This window comes from Carnobacterium sp. 1290_CSPC (assembly GCF_001053265.1).
GTDB classification, from domain to species: domain Bacteria; phylum Bacillota; class Bacilli; order Lactobacillales; family Aerococcaceae; genus Aerococcus; species Aerococcus urinaeequi.
In genome coordinates this window covers 12,640-32,837 of sequence record NZ_JVVG01000027.1, presented here as the reverse complement: position 1 = coordinate 32,837, position 20,198 = coordinate 12,640, and the positions used below count along the sequence as shown (strand labels likewise).

General features: G+C 39.8%; 17 protein-coding genes. 15 read left to right on the top strand and 2 right to left on the bottom strand.

Annotation, left to right across the window (positions count from 1 at the left end; all coding sequences use genetic code 11):
• Positions 1-198: 198 nt before the first annotated feature.
• The 4 genes from rpmH to jag are packed head-to-tail and all read left to right on the top strand — an operon-like array spanning position 199 to position 2,670.
• On the top strand, positions 199-333 hold the full coding sequence (gene rpmH / locus AC973_RS02640; RefSeq protein WP_003142921.1) for a 50S ribosomal protein L34: 135 nt from the start codon (positions 199-201) through the stop codon (positions 331-333).
• 46 nt (positions 334-379) lie between these two features.
• Positions 380-757, top strand: coding sequence for a ribonuclease P protein component (gene rnpA / locus AC973_RS02635; RefSeq protein WP_003142923.1), 378 nt, complete (start codon positions 380-382; stop codon positions 755-757).
• Between the two features lie 32 nt (positions 758-789).
• A complete protein-coding gene (yidC, locus tag AC973_RS02630; protein ID WP_026465534.1) occupies positions 790-1,617 on the top strand; it encodes a membrane protein insertase YidC in 828 nt (275 codons plus the stop codon).
• Between the two features lie 15 nt (positions 1,618-1,632).
• On the top strand, positions 1,633-2,670 hold the full coding sequence (jag, locus tag AC973_RS02625; RefSeq protein WP_048726927.1) for an RNA-binding cell elongation regulator Jag/EloR: 1,038 nt from the start codon (positions 1,633-1,635) through the stop codon (positions 2,668-2,670).
• A gap of 95 nt (positions 2,671-2,765) precedes the next feature.
• On the opposite strand, the gene ade is transcribed toward jag, so the two are convergent.
• Together ade and gnd are read right to left on the bottom strand one after the other, a co-directional pair.
• Entirely contained in the window at positions 2,766-4,460 is a 1,695-nt protein-coding gene (gene ade, locus AC973_RS02620) for an adenine deaminase (protein ID WP_048726923.1), read from the bottom strand.
• Between the two features lie 369 nt (positions 4,461-4,829).
• Entirely contained in the window at positions 4,830-5,726 is an 897-nt protein-coding gene (gene gnd, locus AC973_RS02615) for a phosphogluconate dehydrogenase (NAD(+)-dependent, decarboxylating) (RefSeq protein ID WP_048726920.1), read from the bottom strand.
• 172 nt (positions 5,727-5,898) lie between these two features.
• Between gnd and AC973_RS02610 the strand changes: the two genes are divergently transcribed.
• From AC973_RS02610 to AC973_RS02560, 11 genes are all read left to right on the top strand, one after another.
• The gene (locus tag AC973_RS02610; RefSeq protein ID WP_065419848.1) at positions 5,899-7,704 is read left to right on the top strand and encodes a PTS mannitol transporter subunit IICBA; all 1,806 of its coding nucleotides are present in this window, start codon (positions 5,899-5,901) and stop codon (positions 7,702-7,704) included.
• Positions 7,705-7,813: 109 nt separating this feature from the next.
• A complete protein-coding gene (locus tag AC973_RS02605; RefSeq protein ID WP_048726917.1) occupies positions 7,814-9,886 on the top strand; it encodes an HTH domain-containing protein in 2,073 nt (690 codons plus the stop codon).
• The gene (locus AC973_RS02600) at positions 9,887-10,333 is read left to right on the top strand and encodes a PTS sugar transporter subunit IIA (protein WP_016897186.1); all 447 of its coding nucleotides are present in this window, start codon (positions 9,887-9,889) and stop codon (positions 10,331-10,333) included.
• 315 nt (positions 10,334-10,648) lie between these two features.
• The gene (locus tag AC973_RS02595; RefSeq protein WP_048726913.1) at positions 10,649-11,878 is read left to right on the top strand and encodes a mechanosensitive ion channel; all 1,230 of its coding nucleotides are present in this window, start codon (positions 10,649-10,651) and stop codon (positions 11,876-11,878) included.
• A 182-nt stretch (positions 11,879-12,060) separates the two neighbouring features.
• Complete coding sequence (locus AC973_RS02590; protein ID WP_048726910.1) at positions 12,061-13,269, top strand: GerMN domain-containing protein; 1,209 nt, start codon at positions 12,061-12,063, stop codon at positions 13,267-13,269.
• 323 nt (positions 13,270-13,592) lie between these two features.
• On the top strand, positions 13,593-14,984 hold the full coding sequence (mnmE, locus tag AC973_RS02585; RefSeq protein ID WP_016897183.1) for a tRNA uridine-5-carboxymethylaminomethyl(34) synthesis GTPase MnmE: 1,392 nt from the start codon (positions 13,593-13,595) through the stop codon (positions 14,982-14,984).
• Between the two features lie 24 nt (positions 14,985-15,008).
• Entirely contained in the window at positions 15,009-16,907 is a 1,899-nt protein-coding gene (mnmG, locus tag AC973_RS02580; protein WP_048726907.1) for a tRNA uridine-5-carboxymethylaminomethyl(34) synthesis enzyme MnmG, read from the top strand.
• A 228-nt stretch (positions 16,908-17,135) separates the two neighbouring features.
• Positions 17,136-17,468, top strand: coding sequence for a DsrE family protein (locus AC973_RS02575; RefSeq protein ID WP_048726904.1), 333 nt, complete (start codon positions 17,136-17,138; stop codon positions 17,466-17,468).
• A 55-nt stretch (positions 17,469-17,523) separates the two neighbouring features.
• Positions 17,524-18,240, top strand: coding sequence for a 16S rRNA (guanine(527)-N(7))-methyltransferase RsmG (rsmG, locus tag AC973_RS02570; RefSeq protein WP_048726901.1), 717 nt, complete (start codon positions 17,524-17,526; stop codon positions 18,238-18,240).
• Positions 18,241-18,448: 208 nt separating this feature from the next.
• A complete protein-coding gene (locus AC973_RS02565; RefSeq protein ID WP_026465522.1) occupies positions 18,449-19,225 on the top strand; it encodes a ParA family protein in 777 nt (258 codons plus the stop codon).
• A complete protein-coding gene (locus AC973_RS02560; RefSeq protein WP_048726898.1) occupies positions 19,206-20,189 on the top strand; it encodes a ParB/RepB/Spo0J family partition protein in 984 nt (327 codons plus the stop codon). Before AC973_RS02565 ends, AC973_RS02560 begins: the two co-directional genes overlap by 20 nt.
• Positions 20,190-20,198: the final 9 nt, after the last annotated feature.

The following is a 20,198-nucleotide window of genomic DNA, read 5'->3' as shown; positions in this document are numbered from 1 at the left end:
TACCGGTCGAAAACCGTGAAAAAAACCAATATTTGTACAAAAAGTATTGTGATATGGGGTATGATGTGGTAAAATCTTGATTACGAGTGCGAAATTTCGCACCTGAAATTGAATTTCGACTTTTTATTGTATATAATATTACAGTCGTTTTATATTAATAAAAAACGAAAGACTTAATCGCAACAGGAGGTGCAAGTAATGAAAAGAACATACCAACCTAAAAAACGTCATCGTCAAAAAGTTCACGGTTTCCGTAAACGTATGAGCACTAAAAACGGTCGTCACGTTTTAGCAGCTCGTCGTAGAAAAGGAAGAAAAGTTATTTCTGCATAAGATCACATTAATATGTGGTCTTTTTTTATTAAGGAGGCGAACTTACGTGCGGAAATCTTATAGAGTCAAATCTGAGAAAGATTTTGGCCAGGTATTTCATCACGGTCATAGTACTGCGAATCGCCAATTTGTTATTTATCGATTGGAGAAGGACCAACCCCATTTCCGGATTGGTATCTCTGTCGGTAAGAAAATTGGAAACGCTGTTACCCGTAATGCAGTGAAGCGAAAAATTCGTCAAAGCATTACCGAACTTAAGGCAGGCATTGATCCGTCTAATGATTTTATCGTGATTGCTCGTAAGCCAGCTGCAGATATGACAACAGCTGAAGTGAAAAAAAGTTTGATTCATGTGCTATCTTTGGCAAAAATTTATCATCCGATAAAAGAGGATACAAAAGCAAAGTCATTACCACATGAATAGTAGAATTCGTGGAGGATTTGTAAAAATTGAATATTCGAAGTAAAAAAATGTGGAAGATTTTAGCAATCACCATGATGGCTGTTATCTTTCTAGCGGCTTGTGGGACAAGTCCAATCGATGAGAATTCGACAGGTTTGTGGGACCGTTACATCGTCTATAACTTTTCACGTATTATTGTGTGGTTATCAGATATCTTTGGTAACTATGGTGTAGGGATTATTGCCTTTACCTTGATCATTCGTATCATTTTGATTCCATTAACCAAGTACCAAACACAAAGTACTGAAAAAATGCAAATGATGCAGCCTGAGCTAAAAGCCTTGCAAGAAAAATATGCATCTAAGGATCCAGAGACTCAGCAAAAATTACAAGAAGAAACAGCCAAGTTAAATGAAAAATATGACTATAGCATGTGGTCTGGTTGTTTACCAATGTTAATTCAATTGCCAATCTTGATGGCCTTATACCAATCTATTTCCAGAACAGAAATTCTAAGCCAAGGTCACTTCTTATGGTTAGAATTAGGAGTTCCTGACCAACTATTTGTAATCCCAATTATTGCAGCTATTCTAACATGGTATAACACACGTTTGACAACGATTGGTACACCAAATAGCAATCCATCAATGGCGATGATGCAATGGACAATGCCAGTAATGATTTTATTCATGGGTGTAACCTTACCATCAGCAATTTCACTTTACTGGGTGGCGTCCACTGGATTTACAATTCTTCAAACATTAGTGATGAATAATCCTTTTAAGAAGCGTGATGCACGCGAAGATCAAATTCGTAAAGAGAAAGAGCTAGAACGTCGTTTAGAAAAAGCAAAACGTAATCCTAATGGTAAGAAGAAATAACAGGAGGTTCTTGTATTGAAAACTGAAAGATTTGAAGCGACTTCAGTCGATGCTGCTATTGCCAAAGGCTTGCAACAACTTCGGTTGGCGCGAGAAGATGTTGAAGTTCAAGTAATTCAAGAAGCCAAAAAAGGATTTCTCGGTTTAGGGGCAAAGGATGCGATTGTAGCCATCCATTACCCTGAACGAGAAGTGTCCGAAATTGATGCCACAACAGATGATTTATTTTCCTTCTCTGATTTAGGTCAAGAAAACACATCAGCAGTGGTGCCATCTGAGGATTTAGAGGATCAACCGTCTGAAAATACAGATACAGAAATCAATTCAGTAACAGATGAAATCGAAGAAGAAGTTGTTGAATCAACAAGTTTTGAGGAAGCGCCAGAGACTCAAGGCGCTGAGTCTGAATCAGAGCAAGAAGTTGAAGAGGAACTTGCCTCTGATGAAGTGACTACTGAAAAGTCTGAACCATCAATTAATGAAGAAACTTTTACTAAAGAAGCAACTATTGCTGAAGTAGAAGTTGAATCAGAGGAAGCGGCAGCTGATGAGGCTGAAACGCCTGTTCAAGCGGACCAAGACTTAGAATTGGTAGATGAAGACTTCAAAGATGTGGAACATGTTGCTGAATACCTGATAGACGTGTTGGCATCTTACCTAGTAGACGCCAATATTGAGGTTGAAGACCGTGGTCGTACTGTTATTTACAATATCCAAACTGAGAAAAAAGGGTTGGTTATTGGTAAACACGGTAAGATCATTAATTCATTAGAAACACTTGCCCAGGTGATGACCCACCAATATGTGCGCCCACATGTCAAAGTGATTGTAAATGTTGGCAATTATCGGGAAAGACGTCAAGAAACCTTAGCGAGATTAGCACGTAAAACAGCGGACCAAGTAGCCAATTCAAAACAACCTGTTTTCTTGGACCCACTACCTGCTGCGGAACGTAAAATTATCCACGCGCAATTGGCTAGATATTCATATATTGCGACCCATTCTGAAGGGAAAGAACCGCATAGATATCTAGTTGTATCTTACAAAGATTAAAACTAATAAAAATATTAACAGCAAACGACCCCCATTATCACTGGATATTGAGGGTCGTTTTTTTCTGGTTATTATCGTAGTATTCACTCATTTCCTTATACAAATTGCCCCAGATTCACATCATATAGACCATTATCTGTTAGCCGTAATTCTGGAATGACCGTTAAGGCAATGAAAGATAGGGTCATAAACGAATCGATAGATTCAGGTACACCAAGTGCTCTAGCATGCGCCACCATCTTATTTAATTGCGCTTGTACCGTTTTGCCTGCCTGGATACTGATAATACCAGCCAATTCTAGTGGTAGGGCTGCAACAATTTCCCCTTTAGAAGCAATCACATAGCCCCCTTGAATACGGTCCAATTCTTTCACAGCCAGTAGTATATCAGCGTCGTTATCGCCCACAGCCGTAATATTATGCGCATCATGGGACACACTAGTCGCAATCGCGCCATTTTCAATATTATAGCCCTTAATCGCGCTCACACCGATACCACCCGAATGACCGTGACGTTCAATCACACAAGCCTTATTGAAGTCTCTATTGGCTTCAAATTTGCCATCTATACTAGGTAATATCTCTTCAGACCCTCTTGTCAAAATGGATTGTGCCACCAAGTTAATAACCTTTACTGGCGTGTTATCTGCCTTTAATTCAAGATTTTCTTGGTTGATTTTCGGCAGTTTAACTGAATTTAAGAGATCAGCATCTGATACGGGCGCAATATTTTGGCTATTTAACTGGTCAAAGTCAATGATTTCCCCGTTTTTGATGACAAGTTCAACTGATACTTGGTCAAGGTCATCGATAATGAGTAAATCCGCTAGATAGCCAGCCCCAACTGCTCCTAAATCATGTAAGTTATAGGCGCGAGCGGCATTATATGAAGCCATTTTGTAAGCTGTGGCAGCAGGGACGCCCAGTGCGATCGCCTTACGGACGCAAAAGTCGATATGGCCTTCTTTTTCAATATCTTCAAGATGTTTATCATCCGTACAGAACATGCAATGGTCTAGGGCGATATCATGTTCAACAAAGCCTTTAAGGATTGCCTCAAGGTTTCTAGCGGCACTGCCTTCACGGATCAACAATTTAAAGCCAGCCCGTAATTTTTCAATCGCTTCCTCGTAATTCTCCGCCTCGTGTTCAGTATCAATACCGGCAGCCCGGTATGCTTGTAAGGGTTTCCCCGTTAAACCAGGGGCATGACCATCTACAATTTGGTTTTTAAAAAGTATCAATTTATCTAGCATTTTCCCGTCAGCCTTAACCACATCATCAAACCGCATCATTTCAGCTAGACCAAAGACTTGCTTGTTTTCAAGGTAGGGTGCCATGTCAGCTGCTAAAATTTCGCCAGCCCCATTGGTGTCGATATCTGTTGCAGGCACACACGAAGGCATCATGATATGGGTAGTCATGGGCGTTTCTTCAATACTGGTCAGCATAAAATCCAAGCCTTTTTGCCCAAGCACGTTGACCAATTCGTGTGGATCAGCAAAAACGGTTGTTGTTCCTTTAGCTAGGGCGTATTTTGAAAATTCTAAGGGCGTCACCATGGCAGATTCGATATGCATGTGGGCGTCGATAAATCCTGGTGCAATGTATTTGCCTGTACAATCAATGGTTTGCTTGCCTTCATAGTCGCCTAAAGCCGCAATCCGGTTGCCTATAATGGCCACATCAGTCTGAATGATTTCTTCTGTAAATACATTAATCACATAACCGTTTTTTAAGACGATATCAGCTAATGCCTTGCCGTTTGCGACGTGAATTAGATTTTCCATGCTTGTCCCCTTTTTTGCTAACTAGTTGCCAAATATTGAAGTTAAACTTGTTGGAAGTAGCGAATCTTTCTTCACTACTTCAGGTCGATTAATCGGATTTGAAAATTTGAATAGTATTATAACCATAATCAGACCTAAAAGTATAGAACAAATTAATAAATATACGAATTATAAAATAAATATAATAAAGTATTGTTCGGATAAATTTATTTTTAATCAATAGATAAGGTCTGAATTTCGGGAAAAAGGGGTAAGATCCCGATTAAAGCTAGGTTAACCTTCCAAATTAAATGAAAACAAAAGTGTATTGCAAAAAACGCAGACTTGAAGTCTGCGTTTTAACATTTCTATTTATTAAGCCACTTTGGCTTATTTTCGTTCAATCGGGTGGCCACCAAATCCGGAACGCAAGGCGGAGACGACTTTGTTTGAAAAACTGTCTGGTAATTGACTGTCATTTCGAACAAATAGGGATTGGGCGATGATTGGAACGGGTACATCCAGTGATAACGCTTCTTCAACCGTGTATTTGGCTTCACCACTGGAATCTATTTTGCCTACGATTTTGTCTAACTGACTGTCGTCATTGAAACTTTCCTCTAAAAGTTCCATCAACCATGAACGAACGACAGACCCGTTGTTCCACAATTTAGAAACAGCTGCAAAATCAAAGTCATAATTTGAGGCTTCTAGGACGCTAAATCCTTCACCAATAGCCTGCATCATGCCATATTCAATCCCGTTATGGACCATTTTCAAATAGTGACCTGACCCACTAGGACCAGTATATAAATAACCGTCTGTACAAGCGATATCATTAAAGAAGGGTTCAACAACTTTAAAGGCTGTCGGATCACCACCAATCATCAAATTGACCCCATTTCTAGCCCCATCAATCCCGCCAGAAGTCCCGCAATCTAAAAAGTAAATCCCCTTATCTAATAGGATTTGCCCCATCAATAAGCTGTCTTTGTATTTTGAATTGCCAGAATCAATGACAATATCACCTGCCTGCAATGTTGATCCTAAGTCTTGAAGAATCTGGTTGGTAATGTGACCAGCAGGTGTTGATAGTAAGATGATTTTTTCTTGGTCCAGTGCTTCTAGTAAGGCTTCCTGACTTGCGACTGTTGGAATTCCTTGCTTTGTTGCTGATTCTCTTGCCTGGGCTGAGGCATCGTAACCAATGATGTTCCAACCATGGTCAAGGCCATTTAAGGCTAAGTTAGCACCCATTTTTCCAAGTCCAATAATACCAATTTTCATGTATTCCCACTCCTTTTTCTAAAGTCACCTAAATCTTAGCACGGAAAAATCAACCCTTCATTTCAAGTTTGGCACAATTGATGACGACAAATATAGCGCTTTCAAAACATTGAAGAAAGGGCTTTTAAGATTTATGATGGGAGTAATTTAAAAGTTTTGAGGAGGAATCGCAATGTCAGAAATGAGTACAAGTACAGTGTCAGATGCAGGATCAAATACGAAAATTTCTATGAAAACTCGGATTCAAAAATTTGGTTCTTATCTGAGTAGTATGATTATGCCAAATATTGGCGCCTTTATTTCTTGGGGGATTATTACAGCCTTATTTCTAGCCACTGGTTGGCTACCGAATGAAGAATTGGCTCAAATGATTGACCCGATGAAAAATTATTTACTACCTTTATTGATTGCTTATAGTGGTGGTAGTTTAGTCCACGGCCAACGCGGGGCAGTTGTCGGGGCGATTGGGACCATGGGGGTTGTGGTTGGTTCTGAAATCCCTATGTTTCTAGGGGCCATGCTGATGGGACCGTTTGCTGGTTGGTTGTTGAAGCAATTTGACGATAAATTTGCAGACAAGATTCCGCAAGGTTTTGAAATGTTAGTTAATAACTTCTCTTCTGGTATCCTAGGTTTTATTTTAGCGGTACTTGGCTATTACTTTGTTGGACCAACGATTGGTGCCATCACAGATATTGCCTCTGTTGGTATTCAAGCCATTATTTCCGACGGTTTCTTACCACTTGCCAATGTCATTACAGAACCTGCCAAGGTTATCTTTTTGAATAATGCTGTCAATCACGGTATATTTACGCCATTAGGTGCCCAACAAGCACAAGAAGCCGGTAAGTCTATTCTATATTTAGTGTCTATTAACCCAGGTGTTGGTGGCGGTATGTTGTTGGCTTATATGCTATTTGGTAGTGGGTCAGCTAAATCTTCAGCGCCAGGTGCCTTTATTATCCAATTCTTTGGTGGTATTCACGAGATGTACTTCCCTTATGTGTTAATGAAACCCTTGATGGTATTAGCGGTGATTGGTGGTGGGGTAACAGGTACTGCCATTTTCCAATTATTTGATGTAGGACTTGTAGGACCAGCGTCACCGGGATCAATTATTTCAGTGGTTGCCATGACACCACCGGGCGATTTATTTGGTATCCTATTAGGTGTATTCGGCGCCTTCTTGGTATCCTTCGCCATTGGGGTCGCTATCCTCAAATTTGACCGTTCAGAAGGTAAGGATTTTGAAGCTTCTAAAGATGCCGTTCAAGCAGAGAAACGTGCTGCTAAAGGTCAAACTACAAGCAATACGCAAGTAGCTGAGAATGTGGCCGACGTTCCAAAAGCTGAGAACGTCAATAAAATCATCTTCGCTTGTGATGCAGGAATGGGTTCAAGTGCCATGGGGGCCTCTTTATTACGGAAAAAGGCCAAACAAATCAATCTGAATATCCCTATTTCAAATTCTGCCATTAACAATCTACAGGATGAACCAGGTACATTAGTCATTTCGCAAAATGAATTAACCCCTCGAGCACGCCGTCAAAATCCATCTGGTATGCACGTATCAGTAGACAATTTCTTAGACGGTGACCGCTATGATGAGATTTTAGGGGCTATGATTGCGCAACCAATTGAGGTTAAAGAAACAGATAATACGGCAGCAAGCCAAACAACAAATATAGCGATTCAAAATATCGACAATATCTATCTACCATTTGAAGATAAGGTAGGCGAAACCACCATGGCGGCGTCTATTCTACGGAATAAATTGAAGAAGATCAATATCCATGATGTGACCGTCAAGGCTGTGGCAGTTGAAGATTTAGTCCATACCAATAAAACCGACGCTACTTTAGTTATCGGAAACCAAGCAATCGTCCAATCCTTACAGGAGTTATATCCAGATTTAGATGGCTTGGTCATCGAAGATTTACTAGAAGCCAGTGCTTACGACCAGCTGATTGAATCATAAGGACTTGGAAATATCGGAAAAGTCATTATTAAATAAGAAACAAGTAAGAAACAAAGGAAACTAATAGAAAACAAGCAAGAAATAAACAAAAGAAGGGAGCGGGTGCCAAATGTATCTATCACAGCGGGAAGCCATTATATTAGACCAGTTGTTATATAGTCATACGGAAATTCCTATCTCTTCTTTTCAAAGTTTACTGCAAGTGAGTCGACGGACAGTCTACCGGGAAATTACGAATTTAGAGGCGTCACTCAAAACCTTAAATATTGAGATTGTCAACGAACGGAACAAGGGTTATAAACTTGTTGGCCATGCGGAAACTTTAAATATGTTGAGGGAAGAAAATACTGCTCGAAATCAGTATGTTTTCTCTAAAGATGAACGGCAAGATGGCATTATTACCATTTTATTGGTCAATGAAGAGCCGGTGACAGCAGAAGTTTTAAGCCAACAATTTGCTGTCAGTTTAAATACCATCTATCAAGATATAGATGCTATTGAAGAAAGATTGGGGGCTAATCGTGTAAACCGGTTACCGGCGCAAGGCTTTACCTTGGATGTGGATGAAATTAACAACCGAAACATTGTGGCGACAACCATTTACAACAATCTATCTCCATCTGATAGCGCAACTTATTTATCCGATCTATCTGAAATTGGCGCTGCTATCGATAAACCCTTCTTCCTCACTTTTATTTCTGATAACAGTTTGAAAGCAGTGGTGGAAAGTTTTCATCAGAGTGACCTAAACTCAGGTAAGAAGATGAATGACAATCAAATTCGGCCTGTTTTGATTCAATTGGCTTATGCCCTTGATCGGATCCAGGCAGGCTTTTCCATAGGCGATATTGTCAGTATTGAGACCAACGTCCCAAGCGATATTATCAATTTGGCTTATCAAATTACGGGGCATATTGCTAATCAATTGAAAATCAACATTCCAATCAATGAGCGCAATTTATTGGTTAACCAATTGGAAGGCATCAATTTTAAGAATAAAGAATCGATTTTCAATGTGAACTTTGACACCCAATTATCCTACAAGGTACAGAAGTTTATCCGACTTATTTCTGAAAAAACGAGTAACGATTTTAGACAGGACAAACGCTTGTACAAGGGGTTAATTTCTCACATTCGGGCCGCCTTGAAGCGGATTGAAAATGACCCCATCACGAGTTTCAAAGATACTAGTTTAGAACCGGTTGTCGACCAATACAAAGACTTGTATGTCAAAGTAGAAGAAAGTTTTAAAGCAGTTTTTTCAACCGATATTTCACACGAAGAAGCGGCTTATATATTGATGCACTTTGCAGCATCTTACGAAGCAGGGCCTTCTTTAAACTATCAACCACGGTTATTAGTAATTGTCTCCAATTATGGTGGGACGGGTAAAATTATCAAAGAGCGGCTAGAAAAGCAGTTCCAAGCTATTTTTCAAGTGGATATCACACAATTATCTAAAATTGACCGATTAGATGTCGGGTCATACAGTATGATTCTGTCGACAGCCCCGCTTAAAAATTTCCCGGTTGAATACCAATTGATATCACCGGTACTAGCTGACAAGGATATTGACTTGTTAAAGGACTTTATCGAAACCTACAAACTAGGCCACAAAAACCCTTTGACCAACCATTTTGGGGATGATAATTACAAATTAACCTTTGAAGAGATGCGGGATTCCATCTTGATTGCGGATGATTTGTTAAAGCAGTTTGAGGTCAAAGACATTGACAGCAAAGAGCATGTGGAGGCGACCGTTGAGGCAGTGATACAATCGCTGAAACCACTTGCTGTGTCGGATGATGCCTTGGTGTCACAGGCAATTATTAAACGCTACAAGACCACGCCAATTGGTATTCCAAAGACCAATATGTCTCTATTTCATAGTGTGCACGAAGATGTGAAGACACCGGTGTTTAAGGTCTATAATCTGTCGAGTCCCTTTTATGTTGAAGGGATGGATCGGCAGATGATCCCACTAAAACGGATACTGTTATTGTTGGCACCAGCGCCACTAGATGCCAATGTTAAAACAGTTTTAGGTTGGATCAGCCAATCTATTATCGAAAATAATATTAATACCGATCTATATAATAAGGGGAATGAAGAAACTTTAAGGAATTTACTGAGTAGACTATTTGTTGAAGCGATACAGGAGTCAGGGAAGGGCGATGATTAAATGGAAATCAATCAAAATATGGTGAAATTAAAGCAAGATTTTCAAACGAAGGAAGCTGCGATAAGGGCAGCAGGTCAATTGTTAGTCGATAACGGACATGTCGATTCCTCTTATGTGGAAGCCATGCTCGACCGCGAGAATGAGGTAACAACTTACATGGGTAATTTCATTGCCATTCCTCACGGTACGGATGAGGCCAAAACAAGCATCCATTCTACAGGCATTTCGGTCCTACAAATCCCGTTTGGGGTAGATTTTTCTGACGACCCCAATGAAGAAAAGATGGCAATGGTTGTCTTTGGGATTGCCGGGGTTAACAATGAACACCTGGATTTACTTTCTAAAATCGCTATTTTCTGTTCAACCCTTGATAACGTGGTGAAATTGGTAAATGCTGAAAATGAGGCAGAAATTATGACTTTGTTGGATAGCGTTGAAGCAGCCTAATATAGAAAATTAAATGAATACATAAGGAGTTAGCTTATCTTTAGGGGTAAAGTTAGCTCTTTTTTTATTTAGCGTGTGGTTGAAATAATTCTTTTTTCAAGGAGTTAAAATACAAAATCCTCTAAAATTGTATTTATAATGTATTTTATATATAAATAAAAAACGCAAAACCCCATTATGCTAAAGGTTATAAAATAACCCGAAGTATATCGCGTGAATATCACTTATAAATATAGTAAACTAGAAATAGTCTTAAGGAATTCTTTATTTTTGAAGTTTTCCAAATAAATTTTTAGATAAAAGGAGATGGAAAAAATGGATTTAGCAGGTTTATGGGCTAGCTTAGCTGCTAGCATACCAGCCGTCATTGGTGGTATATTATTAATTCTTATTGCGTGGATCGTGGCAGTATTAGTGAAAAAGGCAGTTTCAAAAGGTTTACGAGCGGTGGGATTACCAGGTCGCTTCGTGAAATGGAATATTGCAGAGACTGAGGATCAAGCGGAAACTACGATTGATACCATCGCGCAAATTCTATACTACATTGTTTGGGTGCTATTCTTACCAGGCATCTTCGATACATTTGGTTTAGCTTCTATTGCGACACCAATTCGTGATATGACAGCAAATGCTTTAGGGTTCTTACCATCAATCGTTGGTGCAATCATTATTATGATTGTAGCGGTAGTGGTAGCGCGTTTAGTGAAACAATTAGTTTACTCACTAGTTAAAACAGTTAACATCGACAAGTATGTGGCTAAATTTACTGGTAACAAAACAGCAGACGGACAAACAGCAGATACACTTGCTAACGTACTTTCTTATGTAGCTTACATTGTTGTTTTCATCCCAATTGCAGTTGTAGCCCTTGAAACATTAGGGATTTCTTCAATTGCAACACCAATCATCGGTGTGTTAAATAGCGTAGCTGCTGCAATTCCAAATATCTTAGTAGCAGTAATCTTATTAGGTGTTGGATTTGCGATTGCTAAAGTCATTGGTGAGTTAGTACAAAACTTACTTGCGGGTACTGGTTTAAACAACTTATTCAACCGTGAAACTGGTGCAACAACTAAAAACATCAATGTTTCAGAAATCATTGGTCAAGTAGTTGCAGTAGTTATTGGTTTATTCTTTACCGTTGAAGCCTTAAATGTATTAAACTTAGCGATCTTAAACACTGTTGGTGCAGCAATCATTGCTTACTTACCGAACGTATTAATTGCCTTAATTATCTTAGGGCTTGGTATCTTTGGTGGCCGTTTCGTTGGCGACTTAGTGAATAAAGCAACTCAAAGCAAATGGGTTGGTGCAATCATTAAAGGCGTATTCGTAGTCTTCTCAGTATTTATGGCATTAGATCAATTGAACTTTGCTAACAATATTGTGAACATGGCCTTCCTATTTATCATTGGTGGTTTATCAGTTGCCTTTGCCTTATCATTTGGTTTAGGTGGACGCGACTTCGCGAAAAAACAACTAGAAAAATTAGACAAAAAAATTGAAGAAGAATCTGGTCAAAACAACAATAACAACCAATTCTAATCATTAATGAAAGATAAGATCTTACCCCTGGCTATATGCCGGGGGTTTTTCTTTGTGCTATTCAACTGCATGAAGTCTTTAAGACTGACTTAAGTTTTACCGTAACGCTTTAACTATATTATGAAAACAGATACAATAAAAGTAATAAAAGTATTCATGATTGATTCTGGGAGGTGTCAAAAATGAAACAGAAAGCAACATGGTTTTTACTATTGAGTACGTCATTACTGTTAGGTTCATGTTCTTGGTTTAATAATGCAGAAGATATTTATGATGAAAGTGAGACATCCTCTTCTGAACAAGTGTCCTCAAGTACTAATGATAGTGCGAGTGATGAAACATCAGAAGGTTCACAATCCAGTCAGTTGAGTTCAACAGCAGAAAGTGACACAGATGATGAAGCAAGTGAAAGTTCTTCCTCAGAAGTGGCGCCAGCTTTAACAGTGACTGACTATTTTCCAATGATTGAAGGGTATCAGGCAGTTTTTGAGGGTGATGGGAATGAGTTTGCGGGCTTTACCCGGACCTATGATTTTATTAATGATGAGTTTTTAACTATGCGGACGGCAACTGCAGGAACAACAACACTAGAGTTAATGGTGATTACAGCAGATAAGGCCGAAGTGATCGTGACCAAGCCAGAAACTTATAGCCATGAAGAATTGACCCGCGATATGATTACCCAAATAGATGAGCCAACGAGAGTCTTGATTGAGGAGCCGATTGAAGTGGGCCATACTTGGGATAGTGACGGACGGCAACGTAAAATTACTGGTATCGATGTGCCTGTTGAAACGAAGACTGGCAGTTACGAGACTTTAGAGGTCAGTGAATACAGTGAAAATAGTATTCGCAGAGAGTATTATGCCCCAGATGTGGGACTGGTTTACGCAGAAGATGAAAGTACCGACCCTGAAGCGTATTATTTCGTCACTCAAATTTTGAGTCAGTTATCTTTTGAAGGTTGGGGTGAAGAGGTTACTTTTTACTATCCAAATGGCGAAGGTGAATTTGAACAAGCAAATGAAACGGTGGCTATGACGACTAATGATGATATGGCGCTGAAATTCACGCAGATTTTCCAGGGAGGCAACAGCGCGGACCAACAAATGATGACTAATAGTGTTGATATCAATAGCATCAGTGTTGACGGTCAGGACCCAAGGAAGGGCAAGATTGTCTATGTTGACTTTAGCGAAAATATCAGTGAATTGGCGGATGATCCACAAGGGAAGGCTAAGTTGGATGCCATGATGGCAACGATGGTCCAGTATTATAATGCCGACTACATTCAACCTACTATTGAAGGCGACTATATGGTCATTGATGGTGTTGTTGAATTAACCCCAGCTTATCCATTATACGAAGTCCCTGAAAATATTCAGCCTTAAATGACAGGTAAATCGACAGATAAAGATGACAAAATGAACGCTCATCCTGAATTTAGCTGGGCGTTTAATAATGGGTGCCCAATAAAAGCTGCTTGCCCTTTTCTAAACAGTAGTAAACTAGGATGAAAAAGTCGCAATTTCTGAATTGAAATTGTTTACTTTTAAATTGAGATTGCGTATAATACCGAATGTATAAAAAAGTAGTTTGACAGTCAAAGTGTCTTTCTAGTCCGACCAGGCCATGGGAGGGGTAGATTGGGCGCTTTTTTATTTGCACAAATATAAACAATAGTAGATAAATTTAGATAGAAAGGAACATATTCATGATTACTCGTGGTTTTGATACAATTGCAGCTATTTCATCGGCGCCGGGCGAGGGTGCGATTGGGATTGTCCGTCTTTCAGGTGATGACGCACTAGCGATTGCAGATAAGGTTTATAATTTAGGTCAGAAAAAATTGAGTACGCAAGATAGTCATACCATTCATTATGGACATATTGTGGATCCAAAAGATGGTCAAGAGATTGACGAAGTGATGGTGTCTGTTATGCGTGAACCAAAAACATTTACGCGTGAAGATATTGTTGAGATTAATACCCATGGTGGGATTGTGGCGACAAATCGCGTGCTGGAACTCGTTTTGCGTGAAGGGGCTACCCTAGCAGAACCAGGTGAATTCACCAAACGTGCCTTTATCAACGGACGAATTGACTTAACCCAAGCAGAAGCTGTGATGGATTTAATCCGTGCTAAGACGGACCGGTCAATGGATTTAGCTGTGAAGCAGTTGGACGGAAAATTATCCAATTTAATCGAAAATTTACGTCAAGACATTTTAAATACCTTGGCGCAAGTTGAAGTAAACATTGACTACCCGGAATACGATGATGTGGAAGAAATGACCCTTAAATTATTGGGCGAGAAAACAACTATTATCAAGAACCGAATCGATGGCTTATTATCGACCGCTAAACAAGGAAAAATCTTGCGTGACGGGATTTCAACTGCCATTGTGGGTCGTCCAAATGTAGGGAAATCTTCCTTACTGAATGCCTTATTAAGAGAAGAAAAGGCCATTGTAACGGATATTGAAGGCACAACGCGTGATACGGTTGAAGAATATATCAATATCCGCGGGGTACCCTTGAAATTAGTGGATACAGCGGGTATTCGTGACACAGAAGATGTGGTGGAACGTATCGGTGTGGAACGGTCGAAGAAGGCCCTAAAGGAAGCAGAATTGGTGTTATTATTACTCAACCAATCTGAAGCCTTAACAGCTGGTGACCGTGAGCTTTTAGCCTTAACCCAAGACCATAAACGAATTATTATCATGAATAAAATTGATTTACCAAACCAACTTTTAAAAGAATCCCTATTAGAGTGGGTTGAAGAGGACGAAATCATTGCCACGTCTATGATGACTCAAGAAGGTATTGACGCTTTAGAGGAGAAAATTGCAGACTACTTCTTCTCAGGTCAATCAGGGGAAAAAGACGCGACTTATGTTTCTAACGCCCGTCATATAGACCTTTTACAAAAAGCGAGTCAATCATTAGACGAAGTGAAAAACGGGATTGATATGGGCATGCCAGTTGACTTGATTCAAATCGACTTTACCCGTGCTTGGGAAATTTTAGGTGAAATTATTGGTGAAAATGCGCCGGATGAACTATTAACACAACTATTCAGTCAATTCTGTTTAGGTAAATAAAAGAAGCGTAGAAAGGATGAGATGATGCAAACTTATGAAGCAGGCAAATATGATGTCATTGTAGTTGGTGCTGGGCATGCAGGTAGTGAAGCAGCTTTAGCCGCAGCGCGTATGGGCGCTGAAACCATGTTGATCACGATTAATATTGATATGGTTGCCTTTATGCCATGTAACCCGTCAATTGGGGGACCAGCTAAAGGGGTAGTTGTAAGAGAGATCGATGCCCTTGGTGGTGAAATGGGCCGCAATATTGATAAAACCTATATCCAAATGCGTATGCTGAATACAGGTAAGGGACCAGCTGTCCGTGCCTTACGTGCGCAAGCAGATAAAGATGAATACGCCAAAGAAATGCGTAGAACTATCGAAAACCAAGACCACTTAACCCTACGTCAAGGGTTAGTAGACGACTTGATTATTGAAGATGATACGGTTAAAGGGATTATCACCAACACAGGTGCTATTTACCGTGCAGATGCTGTTATTTTGACAACTGGTACGGCAGCCCGTGGTGAAATTATTATTGGGGAATTAAAATATTCTTCAGGTCCAAACAACTCGCAACCAGCTGAGAAATTGACTGGGAATATGGCGGGAAAATATGGCTTTGATATTGCCCGCTTTAAAACTGGTACACCGCCACGCGTGGACAAACGTACGATCAACTATGATGCAACGGAAATCCAACCGGGTGATGATGCACCAAATCATTTTTCATTCATGTCTAAAGACGCGGATTACTTACCATTAGTAGACCAAGTCCCATGTTTCTTGACTTATACTAATGAAGCAACCCATGAAACGATTCGTGAAAACTTACATCGTGCACCGATGTTTACAGGTATCGTTGAGGGTGTAGGTGCCCGTTATTGTCCGTCAATTGAAGATAAGATTGTGCGTTTTGCAGATAAACCAAAACACCAAATCTTCCTTGAGCCTGAAGGGTTAGATAACGAAGAAATCTATGTCCAAGGACTTTCAACTTCACTACCAGAAGACGTTCAAAATGACATGATTCATTCAGTTAAAGGCTTGGAAAACGCACGTATCATGCGTAACGGCTACGCCATTGAGTACGATGTGGTGAAACCAAACCAATTGAAAGTAAACTTAGAAACTAAACAAGTGGCCAACTTATTTACAGCCGGTCAAACAAACGGTACTTCTGGTTATGAAGAAGCTGCTGGTCAAGGTTTATACGCAGGGATCAACGCCGTCCTTAAAATCCGTGGCGAAGAGCCATTTGTTATTGGCCGTGACCAAGGCTATATTGGGGTAATGATTGATGACTTAGTCACAAAAGGGACAACTGAACCGTATCGATTATTAACATCACGCGCTGAATACCGTTTATTATTACGTCATGACAACGCTGATACTCGTTTAACTGAAAAAGGTTATGAATTTGGTTTAGTATCTGAAGAACAATACAGCTTATACAAATCAAACCAAGCAGAGGTTGCTGAAGAGTTAGACCGTTTAGCCAATGTTCGCTTGAAACCAACTCAAGAATTACAAGACTACCTAGCAGAGAAAAATTCCGCAGCCTTAAAAGATGGGATTATGGCGAGCGACTTACTACGTCGTCCAGAGCTTAAAATTGATGATATCCTTAAATTCGCCCCAAGCGACAAGGATTTATCACGTCAAGTAACAGAACAAGTTGAAATCCAAATCAAATATGCTGGTTATATTGTTAAAGAACAACGTAAAGTAGAAAAATTACACCGTTTAGAGCAAAAAGAGATTCCAGCTGACATCGATTGGGATGCCATCGACAGTTTAGCCACTGAAGCGCGCCAGCGCTTGAAAGAAATCGGCCCACGCACCTTAGCACAAGCTAGTCGTGTATCAGGTGTAAACCCTGCAGATGTATCCATTATCATGGTTTACCTGCAAGGTGGTCACGTCGCACGTGTTTAAGTCAGAAGATATGAAAAGCTATCCTACAATTCTGGGATAGCTTTTTAACGTATGATGAATCTAATCGTAAACGCCTATAATAGACTTAAGGCATATGCTATAATTTAAGGGAATGAAACGATTGATTACAAGATCGTTTAAAGCAAGATAATAGCTGTATGGTCCTAGTAAATTTGTAAGCTATACGAAAACAAATGCCAAGGTAAATAAATAAAAAGGAGTAATCTAATGTTAAAACGTGTTATTTTTCATGTACATGAGATGAAAGATTGGGAAACCATCTTACCAACTATTCAAAATGCGCTAAATGATGTGGAAGATTTACAAGTGATTGTCCTAGCCAATGGTCGTGCTGTCCGGGTTGCTGTGCGTGAAGAATATCACCAAAGCTTAGAAAAACTCGTGAAACAAGGTGTGACGGTTGAGTTATGCCAACATTCGCTACAAGCGCAAGGATTTGATCCAGAAATGGTGAATAGTCGCTTATTTACCTCGGTTGTATCAGGCATTGCCGAATTAATTAACCGCCAACATGATGGTTACGCCTATATTCGTGCTTAATTAATGACTTTACTTTATCAATCCAACCAGAATCTAATATAGAAAGTAGACAATCATGAATCCAGAATTATTTAAAAATAGCTTAGCGGATGCAGGTATCCACTTAAATGACCAACAAATGACACAATTCAACCGTTATTTCGAATTATTGGTTGAATGGAATGAAAAAATTAATTTAACCGCCATTACAGAACTTGAAGAAGTGTATTTGAAACACTTCTATGATTCACTGACTGTAGCAATGCATGTAGAGATGGCTGACCAGGGATATCGCTTGGTAGATGTGGGTTCAGGCGCTGGGTTCCCCAGCATTCCACTAAAAATTGCCTTTCCAAACTTAGACATCACTATTGTTGACTCATTGAATAAACGTATCAACTTTATCAATGAAGTGGTGAATGAACTTGGTTTAGAAGGAGTGCATGCCTACCACGATCGCGCTGAAACTTTTGGTCAAAACCCACAATTCCGTGGTCAGTTTGATTTTGCTACTGCTAGAGCGGTGGCTAGATTAAACTTATTAGCAGAATTTTGTTTACCCCTGGTGAAAAAAGATGGCCAATTCTTAGCGATGAAAGCACAGCAATCTGATGATGAAATTGAGGAAGCAAAACATGCTATTGCTGTCTTAGGTGGTAAATTTGCCGAAGACATTCAATTTGACTTACCAGCTGAAGCTGGGGAGCGTCATATTTTACGGATTGAAAAACCAAAAGAAACACCAAATAAGTATCCGCGTAAACCAGGAAAGCCAGCGAAAAGTCCGCTATAAATAAAGTGATTAAAAGTATTTTATGTGATAATAGAATTATTTAAACAATATATAGGCTTTTTTGGTACAATGGTAAAGAATAAATGACATGAGAAGCATAATATTGCGAAAAATAGGCCAAACTATTTTGAATGAATGCGAAAGGAACGGAAACGCATTCCGTTCCTTTTTTATTGAAAATGATGTATACAACGCAGGGGGTTAGAAAATGGGTAAAGTAATCGCAGTCGCCAATCAAAAAGGTGGTGTCGGGAAGACAACAACAACTGTCAACTTAGCATCCGCACTTGCCTATCAAGGAAAGAAAATTTTATTAATCGATAGTGATGCGCAAGGGAATGCGACGAGTGGATTAGGTATTGCTAAGGGTTCTGTTGAAAATAGCATCTATGACGTGTTGATCAACGAAGTTGCCGTAAAAGATGCGGTAGTATCTTCATCACGCGAGAACCTTTCTGTTGTACCGGCAACAATTTCATTGGCAGGGGCTGAGGTCGAACTTACCAGTATCGCCCACCGTGAACAAAAGATGAAAGAAGCCATTCAACCGATTAGAAATGACTATGACTATATCTTCATTGACTGTCCGCCTTCACTAGGTCACTTGACAATCAATGCCTTCACTAGTGCAGATTCCGTACTGATTCCAGTACAAAGTGAATACTATGCCCTAGAAGGATTAAGTCAATTGTTGAACACAATCCAATTAGTTCAAAAACACTTCAATGCAGGGCTAAAAATTGAAGGTGTTTTAATGACAATGTATGATGCAAGAACAAACTTATCGAATGAAGTTGTAGAAGAAGTCCGGAAGTACTTTGGTCAAGCAGTGTATACGACCTTGATTCCGCGAAATGTGCGCTTGTCTGAAGCACCATCATATGGACAATCCATCATTGATTATGATATTCGTTCTCGTGGCGCTGAAGTGTATCTGGAATTGGCAAAGGAAGTGCTAGAAAATAATGGCGAAACAAACAAATAAGCATAATAAGGGACTTGGCCGTGGGATTGATGCCTTTTTTGGTGGCGAAGCACTTTTTACCCAGGATGAGACAGACCAAGAGCAAGTTGACGTAAAAGATACAGCTGAAACAAGTAAGCAAACTGCAAACGAAGCGACTGTTGAAGCCCCTGCGACTGACAAAATGGTGCAGGAAATCAGTGTTGAAGATATTCGTCCAAACCCTTACCAACCCCGTCACCAATTTGATGAAGATGCCTTGAACGACTTGGCTAAATCTATTCGAGAGCAAGGCATTTTTCAGCCGATCACCCTACGTAAATCTGCGGTGAAAGGGTATGAAATTATTGCTGGTGAACGACGTTTTCGTGCGTCTAAAATCGCCGGTTTAACGACTGTCCCAGCCATTGTACGTGAATTTTCTGATGAACAGATGATCGAAGCGTCTATCATCGAAAATTTACAACGTGAAGACCTAACAGCCCTAGAAGAAGCTATGGCTTATCAACAACTGATTGATGTTTTAGCAATTACGCAAGATGAAGCGGCTAAACGCCTGGGGAAATCCAGAACTTATATCACCAACCATTTACGTTTACTAGGTTTGAGTGACGATATCAAAGCCCTAGTGCAATCAGGTGCCTTATCCGCAGGTCAGGCCCGGACTATTTTAGGTTTAAAATCGAAAAAAGACCAATCAAGTCTAGCTAAGAAGGTTGTTGCAGAAGGCATTACCGTTCGCCAATTGGAGAAAATGGTACAAGCCTTAAACGAGCCAGCGGACAAGGATATTAAAAAAGACGACGGCAAGAAAGAAGTCGTGCCACCTTATATCCGCGAAAGCGAAGACCGGTTAATGGATAAATTTGGGACGAATGTTCAAATCAATAGTCGCGGAAAACGCGGTAAAATCGAAATCGAATACCTTTCTGAAGAAGATTTAACCCGTATTCTAGATCTTTTGAATATTAAATTTGAAGATTAGAGGTGTATG